The 15,382-nt window shown below is 71.4% G+C and carries 14 protein-coding genes; 3 read left to right on the top strand and 11 right to left on the bottom strand.

Annotated elements, in window-relative coordinates; all coding sequences use genetic code 11:
• Positions 1-112 precede the first annotated feature (112 nt).
• The 10 genes from BIU99_RS07665 to BIU99_RS07620 all read right to left on the bottom strand — a co-directional run bounded on the left by BIU99_RS07665 (position 113) and on the right by BIU99_RS07620 (position 10,572).
• Entirely contained in the window at positions 113-745 is a 633-nt protein-coding gene (locus BIU99_RS07665) for a HutD family protein (protein WP_071260611.1), read from the bottom strand.
• A complete protein-coding gene (gene hutI, locus BIU99_RS07660; RefSeq protein ID WP_071260610.1) occupies positions 742-1,938 on the bottom strand; it encodes an imidazolonepropionase in 1,197 nt (398 codons plus the stop codon). The genes BIU99_RS07665 and hutI overlap by 4 nt, the downstream gene beginning before the upstream one ends.
• Complete coding sequence (locus BIU99_RS07655) at positions 1,935-3,404, bottom strand: formimidoylglutamate deiminase (RefSeq protein ID WP_071260608.1); 1,470 nt, start codon at positions 3,402-3,404, stop codon at positions 1,935-1,937. Before BIU99_RS07655 ends, hutI begins: the two co-directional genes overlap by 4 nt.
• A complete protein-coding gene (locus tag BIU99_RS07650; RefSeq protein ID WP_139205376.1) occupies positions 3,401-4,618 on the bottom strand; it encodes an allantoate amidohydrolase in 1,218 nt (405 codons plus the stop codon). The genes BIU99_RS07655 and BIU99_RS07650 overlap by 4 nt, the downstream gene beginning before the upstream one ends.
• Positions 4,615-6,276 carry a urocanate hydratase gene (gene hutU, locus BIU99_RS07645; RefSeq protein WP_071260606.1) on the bottom strand — a complete coding sequence of 554 codons (1,662 nt, stop codon included), beginning with the start codon at positions 6,274-6,276 and terminating at the stop codon, positions 4,615-4,617. The genes BIU99_RS07650 and hutU overlap by 4 nt, the downstream gene beginning before the upstream one ends.
• Before the next feature lie 132 nt (positions 6,277-6,408).
• The gene (locus tag BIU99_RS07640; RefSeq protein WP_071260605.1) at positions 6,409-7,335 is read right to left on the bottom strand and encodes an ABC transporter substrate-binding protein; all 927 of its coding nucleotides are present in this window, start codon (positions 7,333-7,335) and stop codon (positions 6,409-6,411) included.
• A gap of 75 nt (positions 7,336-7,410) precedes the next feature.
• Positions 7,411-8,145: an ABC transporter permease gene (locus BIU99_RS07635; RefSeq protein ID WP_071260603.1), complete on the bottom strand. Its 735-nt coding sequence runs from the start codon at positions 8,143-8,145 to the stop codon at positions 7,411-7,413.
• Positions 8,142-8,792, bottom strand: coding sequence for an ABC transporter permease (locus BIU99_RS07630; RefSeq protein WP_071260601.1), 651 nt, complete (start codon positions 8,790-8,792; stop codon positions 8,142-8,144). Before BIU99_RS07630 ends, BIU99_RS07635 begins: the two co-directional genes overlap by 4 nt.
• On the bottom strand, positions 8,789-9,880 hold the full coding sequence (locus tag BIU99_RS07625) for an ABC transporter ATP-binding protein (protein WP_071260599.1): 1,092 nt from the start codon (positions 9,878-9,880) through the stop codon (positions 8,789-8,791). Before BIU99_RS07625 ends, BIU99_RS07630 begins: the two co-directional genes overlap by 4 nt.
• Positions 9,877-10,572, bottom strand: a complete 696-nt coding sequence (locus BIU99_RS07620; protein ID WP_064296873.1) for an IclR family transcriptional regulator — start codon at positions 10,570-10,572, stop codon at positions 9,877-9,879. Before BIU99_RS07620 ends, BIU99_RS07625 begins: the two co-directional genes overlap by 4 nt.
• A 184-nt stretch (positions 10,573-10,756) precedes the next feature.
• On the opposite strand from BIU99_RS07620, the gene BIU99_RS07615 reads away from it, so the two are divergent.
• A complete protein-coding gene (locus BIU99_RS07615; RefSeq protein WP_071260597.1) occupies positions 10,757-12,205 on the top strand; it encodes an aromatic amino acid lyase in 1,449 nt (482 codons plus the stop codon).
• Positions 12,206-12,227: 22 nt separating this feature from the next.
• Here the strand turns inward: BIU99_RS07615 and BIU99_RS07610 are convergent, their stop codons facing one another.
• Positions 12,228-13,196, bottom strand: coding sequence for a diacylglycerol kinase family protein (locus tag BIU99_RS07610; RefSeq protein ID WP_071260595.1), 969 nt, complete (start codon positions 13,194-13,196; stop codon positions 12,228-12,230).
• A gap of 57 nt (positions 13,197-13,253) precedes the next feature.
• On the opposite strand from BIU99_RS07610, the gene serS reads away from it, so the two are divergent.
• Positions 13,254-14,519 (top strand): serine--tRNA ligase, encoded by a 1,266-nt coding sequence (gene serS / locus BIU99_RS07605; protein ID WP_071260593.1) that lies wholly within the window; start codon positions 13,254-13,256, stop codon positions 14,517-14,519.
• Positions 14,516-15,340 (top strand): HAD family hydrolase, encoded by an 825-nt coding sequence (locus BIU99_RS07600; RefSeq protein ID WP_071260591.1) that lies wholly within the window; start codon positions 14,516-14,518, stop codon positions 15,338-15,340. The genes serS and BIU99_RS07600 overlap by 4 nt, the downstream gene beginning before the upstream one ends.
• Positions 15,341-15,382: the final 42 nt, after the last annotated feature.

Genomic DNA, 15,382 nt, shown 5'->3' with positions numbered 1-15,382 from the left:
GAGAGCTGTCGAGTCGGCGTGAGTGCGGGTCAGCGACGTCGGCGCACCCCTCCGGAGACCCGCGCTCGCGGCTGTGGGGCGCGCTCGCGTCAGCGCACCGCGCTGGCACCCATCACCGACGGGGGAGGATCCGGGCGAGCGCGATCCTGGCGTCGCCGGTCAGGGACAGGGTGCCGGCCTCGAGTCGGAGGGTGTCGTGCCGCTGGAGCGCACGAGGGTCCAGACCTGGCCCCTCCGCCGACAGCAGCCCATCGAGGAACACGACGAACGTGGTGGCACCAGGGGGCGTGGTGACGAGCCTCGAGCCGTCGACGACGCCGACTTCGAGCGATCCACGGAACCGGTCCCGCGACACCATCAGGTTGAGATCGAGCGTCGGCCCGACCACGCCCCGCGATGACACCGCTGAGGCCCCGTCGAAGGCGGCGACCCGCCACCGGTCCAACTCGACCGGCTCACCGTCGATCACGAGTCCGAGTCCACCCGCCGACAACGCCATCAGCTGACGGTCGACGCCCGGGAACGACGAGAAGGCGACGTCCGACTCGACCGTCGCGATGCTCAGCGTCCACCCCGGAGCGGCCGGCGCGTCACCGTCACCGTCGCCGAGCCCACCATCGGTCCGGAGCCCGACGGCCTCGACGGCGATCTCCGTCGCGGTCCCCAGCCCGTTCCGCCAGCGGTAGCTCCGATGCCGGTCTGCCGGCAGCAACACGAGTGCGCGGCCCTCCGTCGCGTCGCTCACCGCTGCGTCGTCCCTGCCGTGACACGCTCGCCGCGGTGCCGGACGCCGACCGTCAACGGCACACCGGGTCGGTAGGCGAGGTGCGAGACCGAGGGGGCGTCGAGCACCTGCAGGTCCGCAAGACCACCCACGCGAAGCGATCCGACGGCGTCGGCACCGTGCTCGAGACCGACCGCCACCGCGGCCCCCCGCGTCGCCGCCCACACCGCCTCGGCGATCGTCAGTCGCATCTGCAGCACGGCTGTCGCCACGCAGTACGCCATCGACGTCGTGTACGAGGTGCCCGGGTTGCAGTTGGTCGCGAGCGCGATCGAAGCACCGGCGTCGATGAGCGCGCGCGCCGGCGGGAACGGCTCGCGCGTCGACAGGTCGCAGGCCGGGAGCAGGGTCGCGACCGTCGACGAACCGGCCAGGAGGTCGACGTCGGCGTCCGACAGGTGGTTGCAGTGGTCGACGCTCGCAGCCTCCAGCTCGACCGCGAGGCGCACCCCGCCGCTCTCGCCGAGCTGGTTCCCGTGCACCCGGACGCCCAGGCCCGCAGCGCGACCGGCGAGCAGCACCTCACGCGACTCCTCGACGTCGAAGGCCCCGACCTCGCAGAACGCGTCGATGTACGACGCGAACGGGGCCACCGCCGCGAGCATCGGTCCGGTCACGAGGTCGAGGTAGTCGCGGCGGTCGACGCCGGCCGGCACGAGATGGGCCCCGAGGAAGGTGACGACGTCGGCGACCTCGGCCGCCGCGCGAGCGGAGCGCGCCTCGCCCTCCACGTCGAGCGCGTACCCCGTCTTCGCCTCGAGGAAGGTCGTCCCCTGCGTGAGCGCCTCCGCTCGCAACCGCTGCGCACCCGCGACGAGCTGCTCCTCCGATGCGGCCCGAGTGGCGGCCACGGTCGTCGCGATCCCGCCCGCCGCGTACCGGCCGCCGGCCATGCGCGCCTCGAACTCCGCCGAGCGGTCGCCCGCGAACACGAGATGCGTGTGCGTGTCGACCCAACCCGGGAGCACGGCGCGCCCGCCCACGTCGGTCCGCGTGTCGGCGTCGGGTGCGTCGGCCGCTGCGCCGAGCCAAGCGATCCGGCCGTCTTCGATGACGACCGCCGCATCGGTGATCCGGTTGCCGTCGACGTCGCCCGGCCCGGAGCCCGCGTTGGTCGTGAGCTCGGCGATGCCGGTGATGAGTTCGCTGGTCATGGCTGCCTCTCCTGCGAGGGGTGATCGGGTGTCGGATGCGAGGCGGCCGCCCGGGGCGTCTCCGTCGATGCTGCCAGCTCAGCCAGCGCCACCGCGAGGAGCTGTTCCGGCGTCGACTCCCGTGATGTCGCAAGCAGCCGACCTCGCTCCGCCACGAGCCGCCCGCCGACGACGACACGCTCGACGTCGGACGCGGTCGCGACGAGGGCGAGTTGCGCCGGGTCCATGCCGGTGGTGCGGAGGCTCGACGTCGACACCTCGACGAGGTCGAGCGGGTCGCCAACATCCAGCGCGTGCCTCCCGAGTCCGAGCGAACGGTAGCCGTGGTCGGTGCCCGCCTGGAGGAGCTCGGCGGGCGAGAACCGGCCGCGTCTGCCGGAGGCGAGCCGTTCCCCGGCTTCGAGACCACGCAGTTCGAGCAGCGGGTCGACCACCGCGTTCTGGTCGGATCCGACGGCGATCCGGGCCCCCGCGTCCGCGAGGCGGCGGGCCGGTCCGATGCCGTCGCCGAGGTCGGCTTCGGTCGTCGGGCACATGACGACGGTCGCGCCGGACCGTCCGATCGCCGTGACGTCCGCGTCGGTCAGGTGCGTCGCGTGGACGAGGCTGATGCGCGGGGCGAGCGCTCCGAGCGCGGCGAGCACGCCCGTCGGCGTCCTGCCCGTCTTCGCGAGCGTGTCGACGTTCTCCTGCGGTTGCTCCGACAGGTGGACGTGCAGCGGGACGTCGTCGGGCAGGCCGGCGAGGATCGTGCGCATGGCGTCGACGGGCACGGCACGCACCGAGTGCAGCGCGGCACCGAGCGTGACGAGTCCGGCGGTACCGACGGAGCCGGACAGTGCGTCGCGCAGGCGATGCCAGCGGGCGAGCCAGTCGGCCGCGTCGCCGTCGCCGAACGCGAGCTGTTCGGTGAGCAGCGGTGCGGCAGGACCGCCGGCTGGCCCGAGGCCGCTTGCGAGGTAGGCCGTGTCGAGGAGGGTGAGCCGGATGCCGACGTCGGCGGCGGCTTCGGCGACCGCCAGTTCCATCGCGTGGGCGGTCGGGTACGGGGTGCCGTCGGCCTGGTGGTGCACGTAGTGGAACTCGCCGACGGCCGTCCAGCCGCAGACGAGCATCTCGCCGAACACGGCACGTGCGACCCGGCCGTAGCGGTCCGGGTCGAGGCTCGCGGCCGCCGCGTACATCGCCTCGCGCCACTGCCAGAAGTCACCGCCGTCGGCGTGGGTGCGTCCGCGCAGCAGACGGTGGAACGCGTGGGAGTGGGCGTTCCCCATGCCCGGGACGACCGTTCCGAGGCGGCGGTCGCCCGCCTCCGGCTCGACGCCCCGCTCGACGGCGGCGATCCGCCCGGAGTCGTCGGCCGTGAAGCGCACGCGGCCGGTCGGGCGACCGTCGATGATCGCCGTCGCGGCCCAGATGGGGGCCCGCACGTCCGCCGCGCCGGGGTCGATGCTCGCGACCGTCACAGGACGCTCCGGAGCAGGGCTTCGAGCGCTTCGACGCCGGCGACGCAGTCGGCCGTCTCGGCGAACTCCTCAGGCGAGTGCGAGACACCGGTCGGGTTCCGGACGAAGACCATCGCCGTCGGCACCGCGCCGCTCAGGACCCCGGCGTCGTGGCCTGCGCCCGCCGGCAGCAGTGGGACCCCGCCGAGCGTGCCGGCGAGTCGCGCGGCGAGCTCGGGGTCGAACTCGACGACGCCCGACCAGGACTCCTCGATCAGCTCCACCACGCAGCCGGAGTCGACGACGGCCTCCTGCACCCGGCCCTCGATGTCCGCGACGAGGGCGCGCGTGCCGGCGTCGGTGGCCGCGCGGGCGTCCACCCAGGCGTCGACCTGGGAGGCGATGACGTTGGTGCCACCCGGCACGATGCGCAGGCGGCCGACGGTGGCGCGGGCGTCGTCCGTCGCGAGGGCGGCCTGCTCGACCGCGAGGACGGCACGTGCTGCTGCGACCACGGGATCACGGCGCTCGCGCATACCGGTCGCGCCGGCGTGGTTGCCCTGACCGCTCACGCGGAGTCGCCAGCGGCCGTGGGCGAGGATGGACGAGGCGACGGCGGTGGGCGAGCCGAGGTCGATGAGGCCGCGACCCTGTTCCACGTGCAACTCGATGAAGAGTCCGATGCGGCCGAGCGCTTCGTCGTCACGGCCGAGGTGCTCGGGAGCGAGCCCGGCGGCCGCTGCGGCCTCGGCCACGGTGACCCCGTCCGCGTCCGTCAGCGCTCGGGCGGCGTCCGCGGTGATCGCCCCGGACAGGAGCCGGGATCCGAGGCAGGCGACGCCGAACCGGGACCCCTCCTCCTCGGCGAACACCACGACGGCGACGGGACGCGACGGCTGGAACCCGGTGGCCTGCAGACGCGCGACGGCGTCCAGCGCTGAGACGACGCCGAGCGGCCCGTCGAACGCGCCGCCGCCCGGCACGGAGTCGAGGTGGCTGCCGGTGACGACCGCGTCAGGACCCGGCACACCCCACCACGCCCACAGGTTGCCGTTCCGGTCCGTCTCGACGCCGAGCCCGAGTCGGGCGGCGCGAGCGGTGAACCACTCGCGCAGCTCGAACTCGGCCGGCGTCCAGACATGCCGGGAGTACCCGCCGCGTGTCGGATCGACCCCGACGCCGGCGATCTCGTCGAGCCCGGCGAGTCGACCGTGGGCGATCAGGCCGTCGGTCACTCGCCCTCCCACATCGGCACCCGCAGGCCGCGTTCGCGGGCGACCTCGGCCGCCCGCTCGTAGCCGGCGTCGACGTGACGCATGACGCCGGTGCCCGGGTCGTTGACGAGCACGCGCGCGATCTTCTCGGCGGCGAGCGGCGTCCCGTCGGCGACGATCACCTGACCGGCGTGGATGGACCGGCCGATGCCGACCCCGCCGCCGTGGTGGATCGACACCCAGGTCGCGCCGGACGCCGTGTTGAGCAGGGCGTTGAGCAGCGGCCAGTCGGCGATCGCGTCGGAGCCGTCGGCCATGGCCTCCGTCTCGCGGTACGGCGAGGCGACGGAACCGGAGTCGAGGTGGTCGCGGCCGATGATCACGGGTGCGCTCAGCTCACCCGAGGCGACCATCTCGTTGAACTTCAGGCCGGCCAGGTGGCGCTCCTGGTAGCCGAGCCAGCAGATGCGGGCTGGCAGCCCCTCGAAAGCGATTTTCTCGCCGGCCGAGGTGATCCAACGGCGCAGCTTCTCGTCCTCTGGGAACAGTTCGAGGATGGCGCGGTCGGTCGCGGCGATGTCCGCCGGGTCGCCGGAGAGGGCCGCCCAGCGGAACGGGCCCTTGCCCTCGGCGAAGAGCGGCCGGATGTAGGCGGGCACGAAGCCGGGGAAGTCGAAGGCGCGCTCGCAACCGCCGAGTTTCGCCTCGGCTCGGATGGAGTTGCCGTAGTCGAAGACCTCGGCGCCGGCGTCCTGGAAGTCGACCATCGCCTGCACCTGCTTCGCCATGGCGAGTCGCGAGCGGCGCGTGAAGTCGACCGGGTCGGCCGCCGCCTCGGTCTGCCAGTCGGCGAGCGCCGTGTCCTCGGGCAGGTAGGCGAGTGGGTCGTGAGCGCTCGTCTGGTCGGTGACGATGTCGATGGGGACACCGCGTCGCAGCAGTTCGGGGAAGACGGTCGCGGCGTTGCCGACGAGACCGACCGACAGCGGGCGCCGTTCGGCCTTGGCGGCGAGCACGCGTTCGACGGCGTCGTCGAGGTCGTCCGTCATCTCGTCGAGGTAGCGGTGTTCGACGCGTCGCTCCAGGCGGCTCGGGTCGACGTCGACGATGAGCACGACGCCTTCGTTGAGCGTCACGGCGAGCGGCTGTGCGCCGCCCATGCCGCCCGCGCCGCCGGTGAGGGTCAGCGTCCCGGCGAGGGTGCCGCCGAACCGCTTGTCGGCGATGGCGGCGAAGGTCTCGTAGGTGCCCTGGAGGATGCCCTGCGTGCCGATGTAGATCCACGAGCCGGCGGTCATCTGCCCGTACATGGTGAGACCTTCGGCCTCGAGCTTGCGGAACTCGGGCCACGTCGCCCAGTCGCCGACGAGGTTGGAGTTCGCGATGAGCACGCGGGGCGCCCACTCGTGCGTGCGGAAGACGCCGACGGGCTTGCCGGACTGCACGAGCAGGGTCTCGTCGGCCTCCAGCCCTTCGAGCGTGCGGACGATCGCGTCGTACGCCTCCCAGTTCCGCGCGGCCTTCCCGGTGCCGCCGTAGACGACGAGGTCCTCGGGGTGCTCGGCGACCTCGGGGTCGAGGTTGTTCATGAGCATGCGGAGCGGGCCCTCGGTCTGCCAGCTCTTGGCGGTGAGGGTGGTGCCGCGGGCGGCACGGATGGTCCGGGTGGTGGTCGGCATGCGCTGGTCCTTTACGTCTGCGGTGCGGTGGTGGTGGTGCTGTTCCGACGGGCTCAGGGGCGGGTCGCCGGCCCTGAACCGGTTCGCGGCCCTGAGCTGCTTCTCGGCCCCTGAGCCCGTCGAGGGGTGCTGCTAGCCCAGGTCGGCGTCCTTCAGCCACTCCTCGGCGATGCTCTTCAGGCTCGTGCCGTCGGACGCCTTGCCGTTCATCTCGATGAGGTCCTCGGTGGTGAGGGCCGCGGAGACCTTGTCGAGCGTCTTCGAGATCGTGTCGTCGAGCTTGCTCGTGCTGATGACGGGGACGATGTTCTCGGCGGCGAAGAGCGACTTGTCGTCTTCGAAGGCGACGAGCTTGTTCGCGGTGAGCCCGGGGTCGGTGCTGAAGATGTCGCCGACCTGCACCTGGCCGCTCGTGAGCGCGGTCATCGTGAGCGGCCCACCGGCGTCGAGACTGACGAACTCCTTGAAGGTGAGACCGTAGACCTGCTCGAGGCCGACGACGCCGTTGACGCGCGTCTTCCACTCCGGCGGGCCGCCGAGGCTGAGCTCGGACATGTACGGCACGAGGTCGGAGATCGTCTTGAGGTCGTACTTATCGGCCGTCTCCTGGGTGACGGCGAGCACGTCCTTGTCCTCCGCGGGCGAGATGTCGAGCATGCTGACACCCTTCGGGAGCTTGTCGCCGAGTTCAGCGACGACGTCCTCGCTCGTGCTGGCCTTCGACTCGGAGTCGAGGTACTTGAGCAGTGCGCCCGAGTATTCGGGGAGGAGGTCGATGGAGCCGTCCTGCAGCGCGGCCATGTAGACCTCGCGGCTGCCGATGTTGAACTGCTCCTTCACTGTGACACCCTCGGCCTGCAACGCCTGGGAGTAGATGGTGGCGATGAGCTGGCTCTCGGTGAAGTCGGCTGAGCCGATGATGACGGCGTCGCCGGAGGAGCCGGACGCGCCGTCGCTGCTGAGGGCGTCCTGGCCGCCGCAGCCGGTGAGGACGAGAGCGGCGGCTGCGGTGGTCGCGGCGATGGCCGCGAGTCGACGGGGGAAGGTGGGGAAGGGCATGAGGACCTCGATTCGGTGAGATGGACGGATCGGTGGTGCGGTCGTGCGGAGGTGGTCGTGCGGTGCGGGTGCGGCTCAGGCCGGCCGGGGGATCGCCCCGGTGACGGTGGTCGGGGCCGCCGTCCGCCGCCTGCGGCTGGTGCGCCGCAGACCGGGGGAGACGATGAGGGTGCCGAGGAGGGTGAAGGCGATCTCCAGAGCGAAGGCGAGGGCGGCGACGAGGATCGCGCCGCCGGCCATCTGGAAGAAGTCGGCCTGGGCGCGGCCGTCGATGATGTACCGGCCGAGCCCCTGGAGGCCGAGGTAGGCGGCGACCGTCGCGGTCGAGACGACCTGGAGGGTGGACGAGCGGATGCCGGACAGCAGCAGGGGGAGGGCACAGGGGAGCTGGACGTGCCAGAGGATCTGCAGTCTCGTGTAGCCCATGCCGCGGGCGGCGCCCACCGCGTCGGGATCGGCGCTCTGGATGCCCGTGTACGTCCCGGTCAGGATGGGCGGGACGGCGAGGAGCACGAGGACGACGATCGTGGGGATGACGTAGACGAGCTGCCCGGGGACCACCGGCGAGATGAGGAGGAACAGCAGGATGAGGAGGCCCAGGGTCGGCAGGGCGCGGAGGGCGTTGGCCGATCCGGCGACGAGACGCTCGCCCTTGCCGGTGTAGCCGACGAGGACACCGAGCGGCACGGCGATCGCAGCGGCGATCACGAGCGCGATGCCCGTGTACAGCAGGTGGTAGCCCATCTGCGAGGGGATGCCGTCGGGGCCGGTCCAGTTGGCGGGGTCGGTCAGCCAGTCGATGACGCTCATGCCACCACCGTCCGATCACGCCAGGGCGTCGCGAGCGAGCCGAGCCGGACGATGACGAGGTCGAGGATCACGGCGAGGACGACGCAGAGCAGGATGCCGGTGACGAGCGGCACGAACAGGCGGAGCTGGAAGCCCTGCGTGAACAGTGTCCCGAGTTGCGGGATGCCGAGCAGGGCGGCCATCGTCACGATGCTGACGTTGGAGACGACCGCGACGCGCAGGCCGGCGGCGATCACCGGGACGGCGACGGGTAGTTCCACGAGCACGAGTCGCTGCCAGGACCGGTAGCCCATGGCCTCGGCCGCCTGCACCGCGTCCACCGGCACCGAGGAGAGTCCGTCGGAGACGACGCGGACGAGGAGCGACACCGTGTAGACGGTCAGGGCGATGACGATGTTGATCGGGTCGAGGATCTTCGTGCCGAGGATCGTCGGCAGGATGATGAACAGCGCGAGCGACGGGATCGTGTACAGCAGCCCGGCGGTACCGACGATGAACGGACGGCCGCGACGCGAGCGGTGCGCCCACCAGCCGAACGGGAGGGCGACCAGGAGGCCGAGCACCGTCGGGGTGAGTGTCAACCAGAGGTGGTTGAGCGTGAGGTCGCCGATGAGCGGGAGGTTCTCCCAGATCCAGTCGATCGTCATCGGAGGCTCCGCTCGGGGGCGGGGCGCTCGAGCAGTTCGCTGGCGGCGATGGTGCCGGTGAGTCGGCCGTCGTCGTCGAGGAGGCCGACGCGTCGACTCGGGTGCGCGAGCGCTGCGTTGAGCGCGATGCGGAGGGACGCCGTGCGCGGGACGAACAGGCCGTGACCGCTGATGGTGTCGGTCGAGACGGAGCCGTGACCGGCTGCCGTGTCGAACCAGCCGAGGGGACGGCGTTCGTCGTCCGTGACCACCACCCAGCCGCTCGCGTGCACGCCGGTCACGGCGGAGTCGCCGAGCCGGGCGACGGGCTCGCGGTGGAGGGCGTCGTCGTGGTCGAGTCCGAGGAAGCCGAGTGCACGGTAGCCGCGGGCCTCGCCCACGAAGTCGGCGACGAACGCGTCGTGGGGGCGGGTCAGGAGGTCGACCGGCGGCGCGATCTGCGCGAGGAGGCCGCCCTCGCGCAGGACCGCGACCTGGTCGCCGAGCTTGAGTGCCTCGTCGATGTCGTGGGTGACCATGACGATCGTCTTCGAGATGTCGGCCTGCAGACGCAGGAACTCGTCCTGGAGCTGCGTCCGGACGATCGGGTCGACCGCGCTGAAGGGTTCGTCCATCAGGAGGAACGGCGGGTTCGTCGCGAGGGCGCGGGCGACGCCGACGCGCTGCTGCTGACCGCCCGACAGCTGCCACGGGTACTTCTTCGCGAACTTCTCGTCGAGACCGACGCGCTCCAGTAGTTCGAGGGCCGCCGTGCGCGTCTCCCGACGCGAGCCGCCGAGGAGGCGCGGGAGGGCTGCGACGTTGTCGACGACGGTGCGGTGCGGGAAGAGACCGGCGTTCTGGATGACGTAGCCGATCCGACGACGGAGGGTGACGCGGTCGAGCGACTGGGTCTCGACGTCGTCGAGCAGGATCGACCCGGAGGTCGGATCGATGAGGCGGTTGATCATCCGGAGCGAGGTGGTCTTGCCGCAGCCGGACGGGCCGACGAGCACCGTGAGGGATCCGGTCGGCACCTCGAAGGAGAGGTCGTGGACGGCGACCGTGCCGTCCGGGTAGGCCTTCTTGACGTTCGTGAAGCGGATCATGCGCGTCCCTCCAGGAGGTCAGCGGCGTCGTCGGGGACGGTCGCGGCGGTGTTGTCGATGGGGCCGGTGTACGAGGCGAGCCCGCTGGAGAGCCGGTCCGTGGCGGCGACGAGGAGCTCGCCGTAGGAGGCGATGAGGTCGTCGGTCATCCGGTAGCTCGGGATGACGAGGCTCAGCGCCGCGACGACCCGAGCTCCCGAGCGGACGGGTGCGGCGATCGCGGTGACGTCCGACTCGACGCCCCGCTCGACCGTGACGTAGCCGGCGGTGGGGGTCCGACCGGTGAGTGCGGCACCCGCGGCCGACCCGTCGAGGGGGATCGTGCGACCGACCCAGCTCGCGTGACGGACGGAGTGGGTGCCCTCGGTGATCGCGAGGTAGAGCGCGGTGGACGCGTGACCCTCGACGCTCAGGTAGGCGGACTCGCCGGTGCGTTCGACGAGGTCGAGCATCTCCGTGTGGCAGAAGCCGACGAGCGACTCGTTGCTGAGTGCCTGCGTGCCGAGCTGGACGACGCGGCTGCCGGGTCGGTAGCTGCCGTCGGCGTCCTTCCGGACGAACCCCGTGGACTCCAGGGTGCGGAGGAGCCGGAGAGCGGTGCTCGGCGAGAGGTCGACGAGTCGCGCGCTCTCGGCGAGGGTCGTGCGGCCGCGGTCGCACACCACGGCGAGGAGCGAGAGTGCACGCTCCACGGTTCGAGTCGATGATTCAGCCATCAGATCCCTCTCTGTCGAGCCACCACGTTATGGCCCCGCCGTTTCAGCGAACCGCCTCGAATGTTTCCGTCAGGTAAAACTCGAATTTCATCTGGTGGGACGTTCGCCGTGTGAGCAAGGATGGTGCACACGACGGCGGAGCGCAAGAGAGGGTGTCGGGATGATCGAGATCGCAGGAGCACTGGGCATCGACGAGCTGCGGCGGATCGCGGACCTCGAGGAGGAGGCCTCGGTGCCTCGCGCGGTGCTCGAACGGCTGGCCACCGCTCATGACGACGCGCGGGACCTCGCCGAGCACGCGGCCGTCTACGGCAGGAGCACGGGCGTGGGGGCGAACAAGGACACCGCGGTCGCCGACGACGGCGATGCCCACGCACGCCGCCTGCTCCGCAGCCACGCGGTCGACGCGGGGGAGGTCGTCCCCGACCGGGTCGTGCGGGCGATGCTCGCGGTCCGGCTCAACCAGCTCGCGGTCGGCGGATCGGGCGTCGAGCCCGCGGTCGTCGCGGCGCTCGCCGAGATGCTGCGCCGCGACGCGCTGCCGACCGTCCGGACCCTCGGTTCGATCGGGACCGGCGATCTCACCGCGCTCGCCGGTACGGCGCTGACCATCCTCGGTGAACGGCCGGCGTCGACGCCACTCGAGCCGCTGGGCGCCTGGGGCTCGGAGAGCGCCCTGTCGTTCATCAGCAGCAGCGCCCTGACCATCGCGCGCGCGGCGCTCGCGGTCACGGAGCTGCGGAAGCTCCACCAGGTCTGGTCGGCGGTCTGCGCGCTCAGCTTCCACGCGCTGGACGGCAACGCGCAGGCGTACGCCGAGGCGGCCGCGGGTGCGTCCGCCGCACCCGGTGTCGAAGCCGCTGCTGCGGCGGTGCGCGCGCTCATCGGACCCGTGCCGGAACCGGCCCGGATCCAGGATCCGTTCACACTCCGCATCGCGGCGATCACGCAGGGCGTGGTGGTGACGGCGGCGGACCGGCTCGCGGACCAGGTGGAAGCGCTCATCGGTGCCGCGCAGGAGAACCCGCTGTACGTCCTCGGTGCCGATGACGGATCACGCGCGGTCCTCCACCATGGCGCCTTCTTCCAGGCGCAGCTCGCCGCCGAGCTGGACGCGACCGCGCTCGCGCTCGCGCAGACGTCGACGGTCACGTTCTCCCGCCTGCGACTGTTGAACGAGCCCGCGTTCACGGGGCTGCCGCCGTTCCTCGGCGACGGGGAACCGGGTGCCTCAGGACTGATGATGGTCGAGTACGTCGCGGCGGGCGCGGTCGCCGACATCCGACACGCGGCGCAACCGGCGGCGCTCGGCACGGTCGTCCTGTCGCGCGGAGCCGAGGAGGACGCGCCGTTCGCCGCGCAGGCCGTCGCCCAGCTGGAGGACGCGCTCGTCGCCACGAGGACGCTCATCGCCTGCGAACTCCTCGGAGCGGTGCGGGTCGTGCGGCGTCGCGGTGTGGCCGATCGACTGACCGGGGCGCTCGCCGAGGTGTTCGCCCGGGCATCGACGTCGCTCGGCTCGGACGACGCCGACCGCGACCTCCGCCCCGACCTCGAGCGGGCGACGGCGCTCCTCGCCGAGATCGCGGACCTCGTCGAAGGAGGGTAGCCGGGCTCAGCGGTTTCGCCGACTACGGGAACTTGACGAGCAGCCCGCCGCGGTGCGCGTCGAACGCGACCATCGTCGCCATGCCGAACGCGTCGCCGTCGAGCTCGAGGTCCTGCGCCTCGTCGACCCGCACGGTCAACGCCTCAGCACGCAGGTTCGTCACGGTGTTCCCACCACGGCCCTCGGTGAACCGGATCATCCGCCGCCCGACGGCCGTCCGCCGCAGGACCCGGTTCTCCCACGTCACCTTCCGCCACACGAGCAGCCAGCCGAAGGCGCCCTTCGGCTGCAGCACCGCGACGTCGAGGAAGCCGTCGTCGAGCTCGGCGTCCGGCATGAGCTGCACGCCGCCCTGCAACGTGCCGCAGTTCCCGACGAGCACCGAACTCACGGTCGCCGCATGCTGACGGTGCCCGCGCAACTGGTAGTGGATGCGGAACGGCGCGGCCGTGGCGATCGAGCGGAGACCGGACTCGACATAGGCGAGCCAGCCGAGCGACTTCTTGAGGTCGGGGTTCGCGGTGGCGATCATCATCGCGTCGATGCCCATGCCGGCCATCACCACGAACGCGTGCTCCTCCTCCGACCCGTCGGCGCGGGTGATCATGGCGACGCCGATGTCGATCGCGCGCGTGTCGCCGATGAACGCCGTCCCGATCGCGGCAACCTGGTCGCCGAGCGGCAGCTTCAGGTTCCTCGCGAGCAGGTTGCCGGTCCCCGAGGGGATGAGGGTCAGCGGCACACCGCTCCCGCGCAGCCCCTCGGCGACGGCCCGCACGGTCCCGTCGCCGCCGGCCACGAGCACCACCCGGGCGCCGTCGAGGACCGCGCGCCGCGCCTGACCGACACCGGGGTCGTCGACACTCGTCTCATACAGGTGCGGAGCCGCCCATCCCGCCTCTTGCGACCGCGCCTCCAACGCGCTCCGCAGCCTGGTGGCGTCGACCTTCACCGGGTTGTACACGAGCGCGGCGTGCGCGGGAGTCGGCATGGCCCAACGGTACTGTCCCGGGGCCTCGTCATCGACCTCGATCGCTAGACTTGCCGGGTGATCGATCCCGTACTCCTCCGCGAACAGCCAGAAGTCCTCCGAGCGTCGCAGCAGAAGCGAGGGTCCTCCGTCGACCTCGTCGACCAGGCGATCGACGCCGACACCGCACGCCGCGCCGCGATCACCGGGTTCGAGGAACTCCGTGCTGAGCAGAACGCGTTCGGCAAGCAGGTCGCCAAGGCCCCCAAGGAGGAGAAGGCCACCCTCGTCGCCCAGGCGCAGCAGCTCGCCGTCCGCGTCAAGGAGGCCCAGCAGGTCGCGACGGAGGCCGAGGCCTACTTCGCCGATGTCGCCGGCCGCATCCAGAACCCTGTCCTCGAGGGCGTACCCGCCGGCGGCGAGGCCGACTTCATCACGCTCCGCGAGGTCGGCGAACGCCCCTCCTTCGATTTCGCCCCCCGCGACCACCTCGAGCTCGGCGAACTCCTCGGCGCCATCGACATGCAGCGCGGCACCAAGGTCAGCGGCTCGCGCTTCTACTTCCTCCGCGGCATCGGCGCCCGCCTCGAGATCGCCCTCATGAACCTCGCGCTCGACCGCGCGATCGAGGCCGGCTTCGTCCCGCTCATCACCCCGACGCTCGTGCGCCCTGAAATCATGAAGGGCACCGGCTTCCTCGGCGAACACGCCGACGAGGTCTACCAGATCGCCGGCGAAGACCTCTTCCTCACCGGCACGAGCGAGGTGGCGCTCGCCGGGTACCACTCCGACGAGATCCTCGACCTCGAGCAGGGCGCGCTCCGCTACGCCGGCTGGTCGACCTGTTACCGCAAGGAGGCCGGGTCCTACGGGCGCGACACCCGCGGCATCATCCGGGTGCACCAGTTCAACAAGCTCGAGATGTTCGTCTACACGAAGCCGGAGGACGCCGCCGCCGAGCACGAGCGCCTGCTGTCGTACCAGGAGGCGATGCTGCAGTCGCTCGGCCTCAGCTACCGGGTCATCGACACGGCCGCCGGCGACCTCGGGTCGAGTGCGGCACGCAAGTTCGACGTCGAGGCCTGGGTGCCGACGCAGGACGCGTACCGCGAACTCACCAGCACCTCCAACTGCACCACCTACCAGGCGCGTCGCCTCGACACCCGGTACCGCACGGAGTCGGGCAAGACCACGCCGGTTGCGACGCTCAACGGAACGCTCGCGACCACTCGCTGGATCGTCGCGATCCTCGAGACGCACCAGCAGGAGGACGGCAGCGTCGTCATCCCCGAGGTGCTGCGTCCGTACCTGGGCGGCATCGAGGTCGCGAGGCCGATCCGATGACGGACGAGGTGACCACCACCGCCACCCCGCTGCTCATCGCCCTCGACATCGACGGCACCGTGCTGCACGAGGACGGTTCGCTCAGCCTGTCGGTCGCCGACGAGGTGCGTCGCGTGGTCTCCCTCGGCCACATCGTGACGCTCGCCACCGGTCGCAGCTGGGAGAGCACGCGCCCGGTGCTCGAGGAGCTCGAGCTGACGCCGCAGTACGTCGTCTGCGCGAACGGTGCGCTCATCATGAAGCGCGACGAGTCGAAGCCCGACTCCTACGAGCGCTTCTTCACGGAGACCTTCGACCCGACCGAGGTCCTCGGGCTCATCCAGCCGCACCTCTCCGAGGGCAGCTACATGGTCGAGTACCCCGACGGCTTCCGCAAGTACACGGTCGGTATGGAGGACTGGAACCTCGAGAACGCGATCGAGGTGCCGTTCGAGGAACTCGTGACGAGCCCGGTGACGCGCGTCGTCGTCGTGTCCCCGAGCCACGACGAGGAGGAGTTCCTCCGCATCGTCGACGAGATCGGGCTCAGCCAGGTGAGCTACGCGATCGGGTGGACGGCGTGGCTCGACATCGCGCCGAAGGGCGTCAATAAGGCGACCGCGCTGGAGCGGGTCCGGGAATGGCTGGGGCTCGAGCGCTCGCAGATGGTCGCCGTCGGTGACGGCCGCAACGACGTCGACATGCTCGGCTGGGCGGCGGCCGGAGGACGCGGTGTCGCGATGGGCCAGGCGCCCGAAGAGGTCATCGCGGTCGCGTCGGAGGTCACCGGCACAGTCACCGACGACGGTCTCTCTCAGCTCCTCAGGAGCATTTCGGGTTAGCATCGTCCAAAGCTCCGTTCCGATACGCCGTTTCCGGTGGGC

It is taken from the genome of Plantibacter sp. MMLR14_011, from assembly GCF_001865025.1.
Taxonomy (GTDB): domain Bacteria; phylum Actinomycetota; class Actinomycetes; order Actinomycetales; family Microbacteriaceae; genus Plantibacter; species Plantibacter flavus_A.
This window is presented reverse-complemented; position numbering and strand designations above follow the sequence as displayed.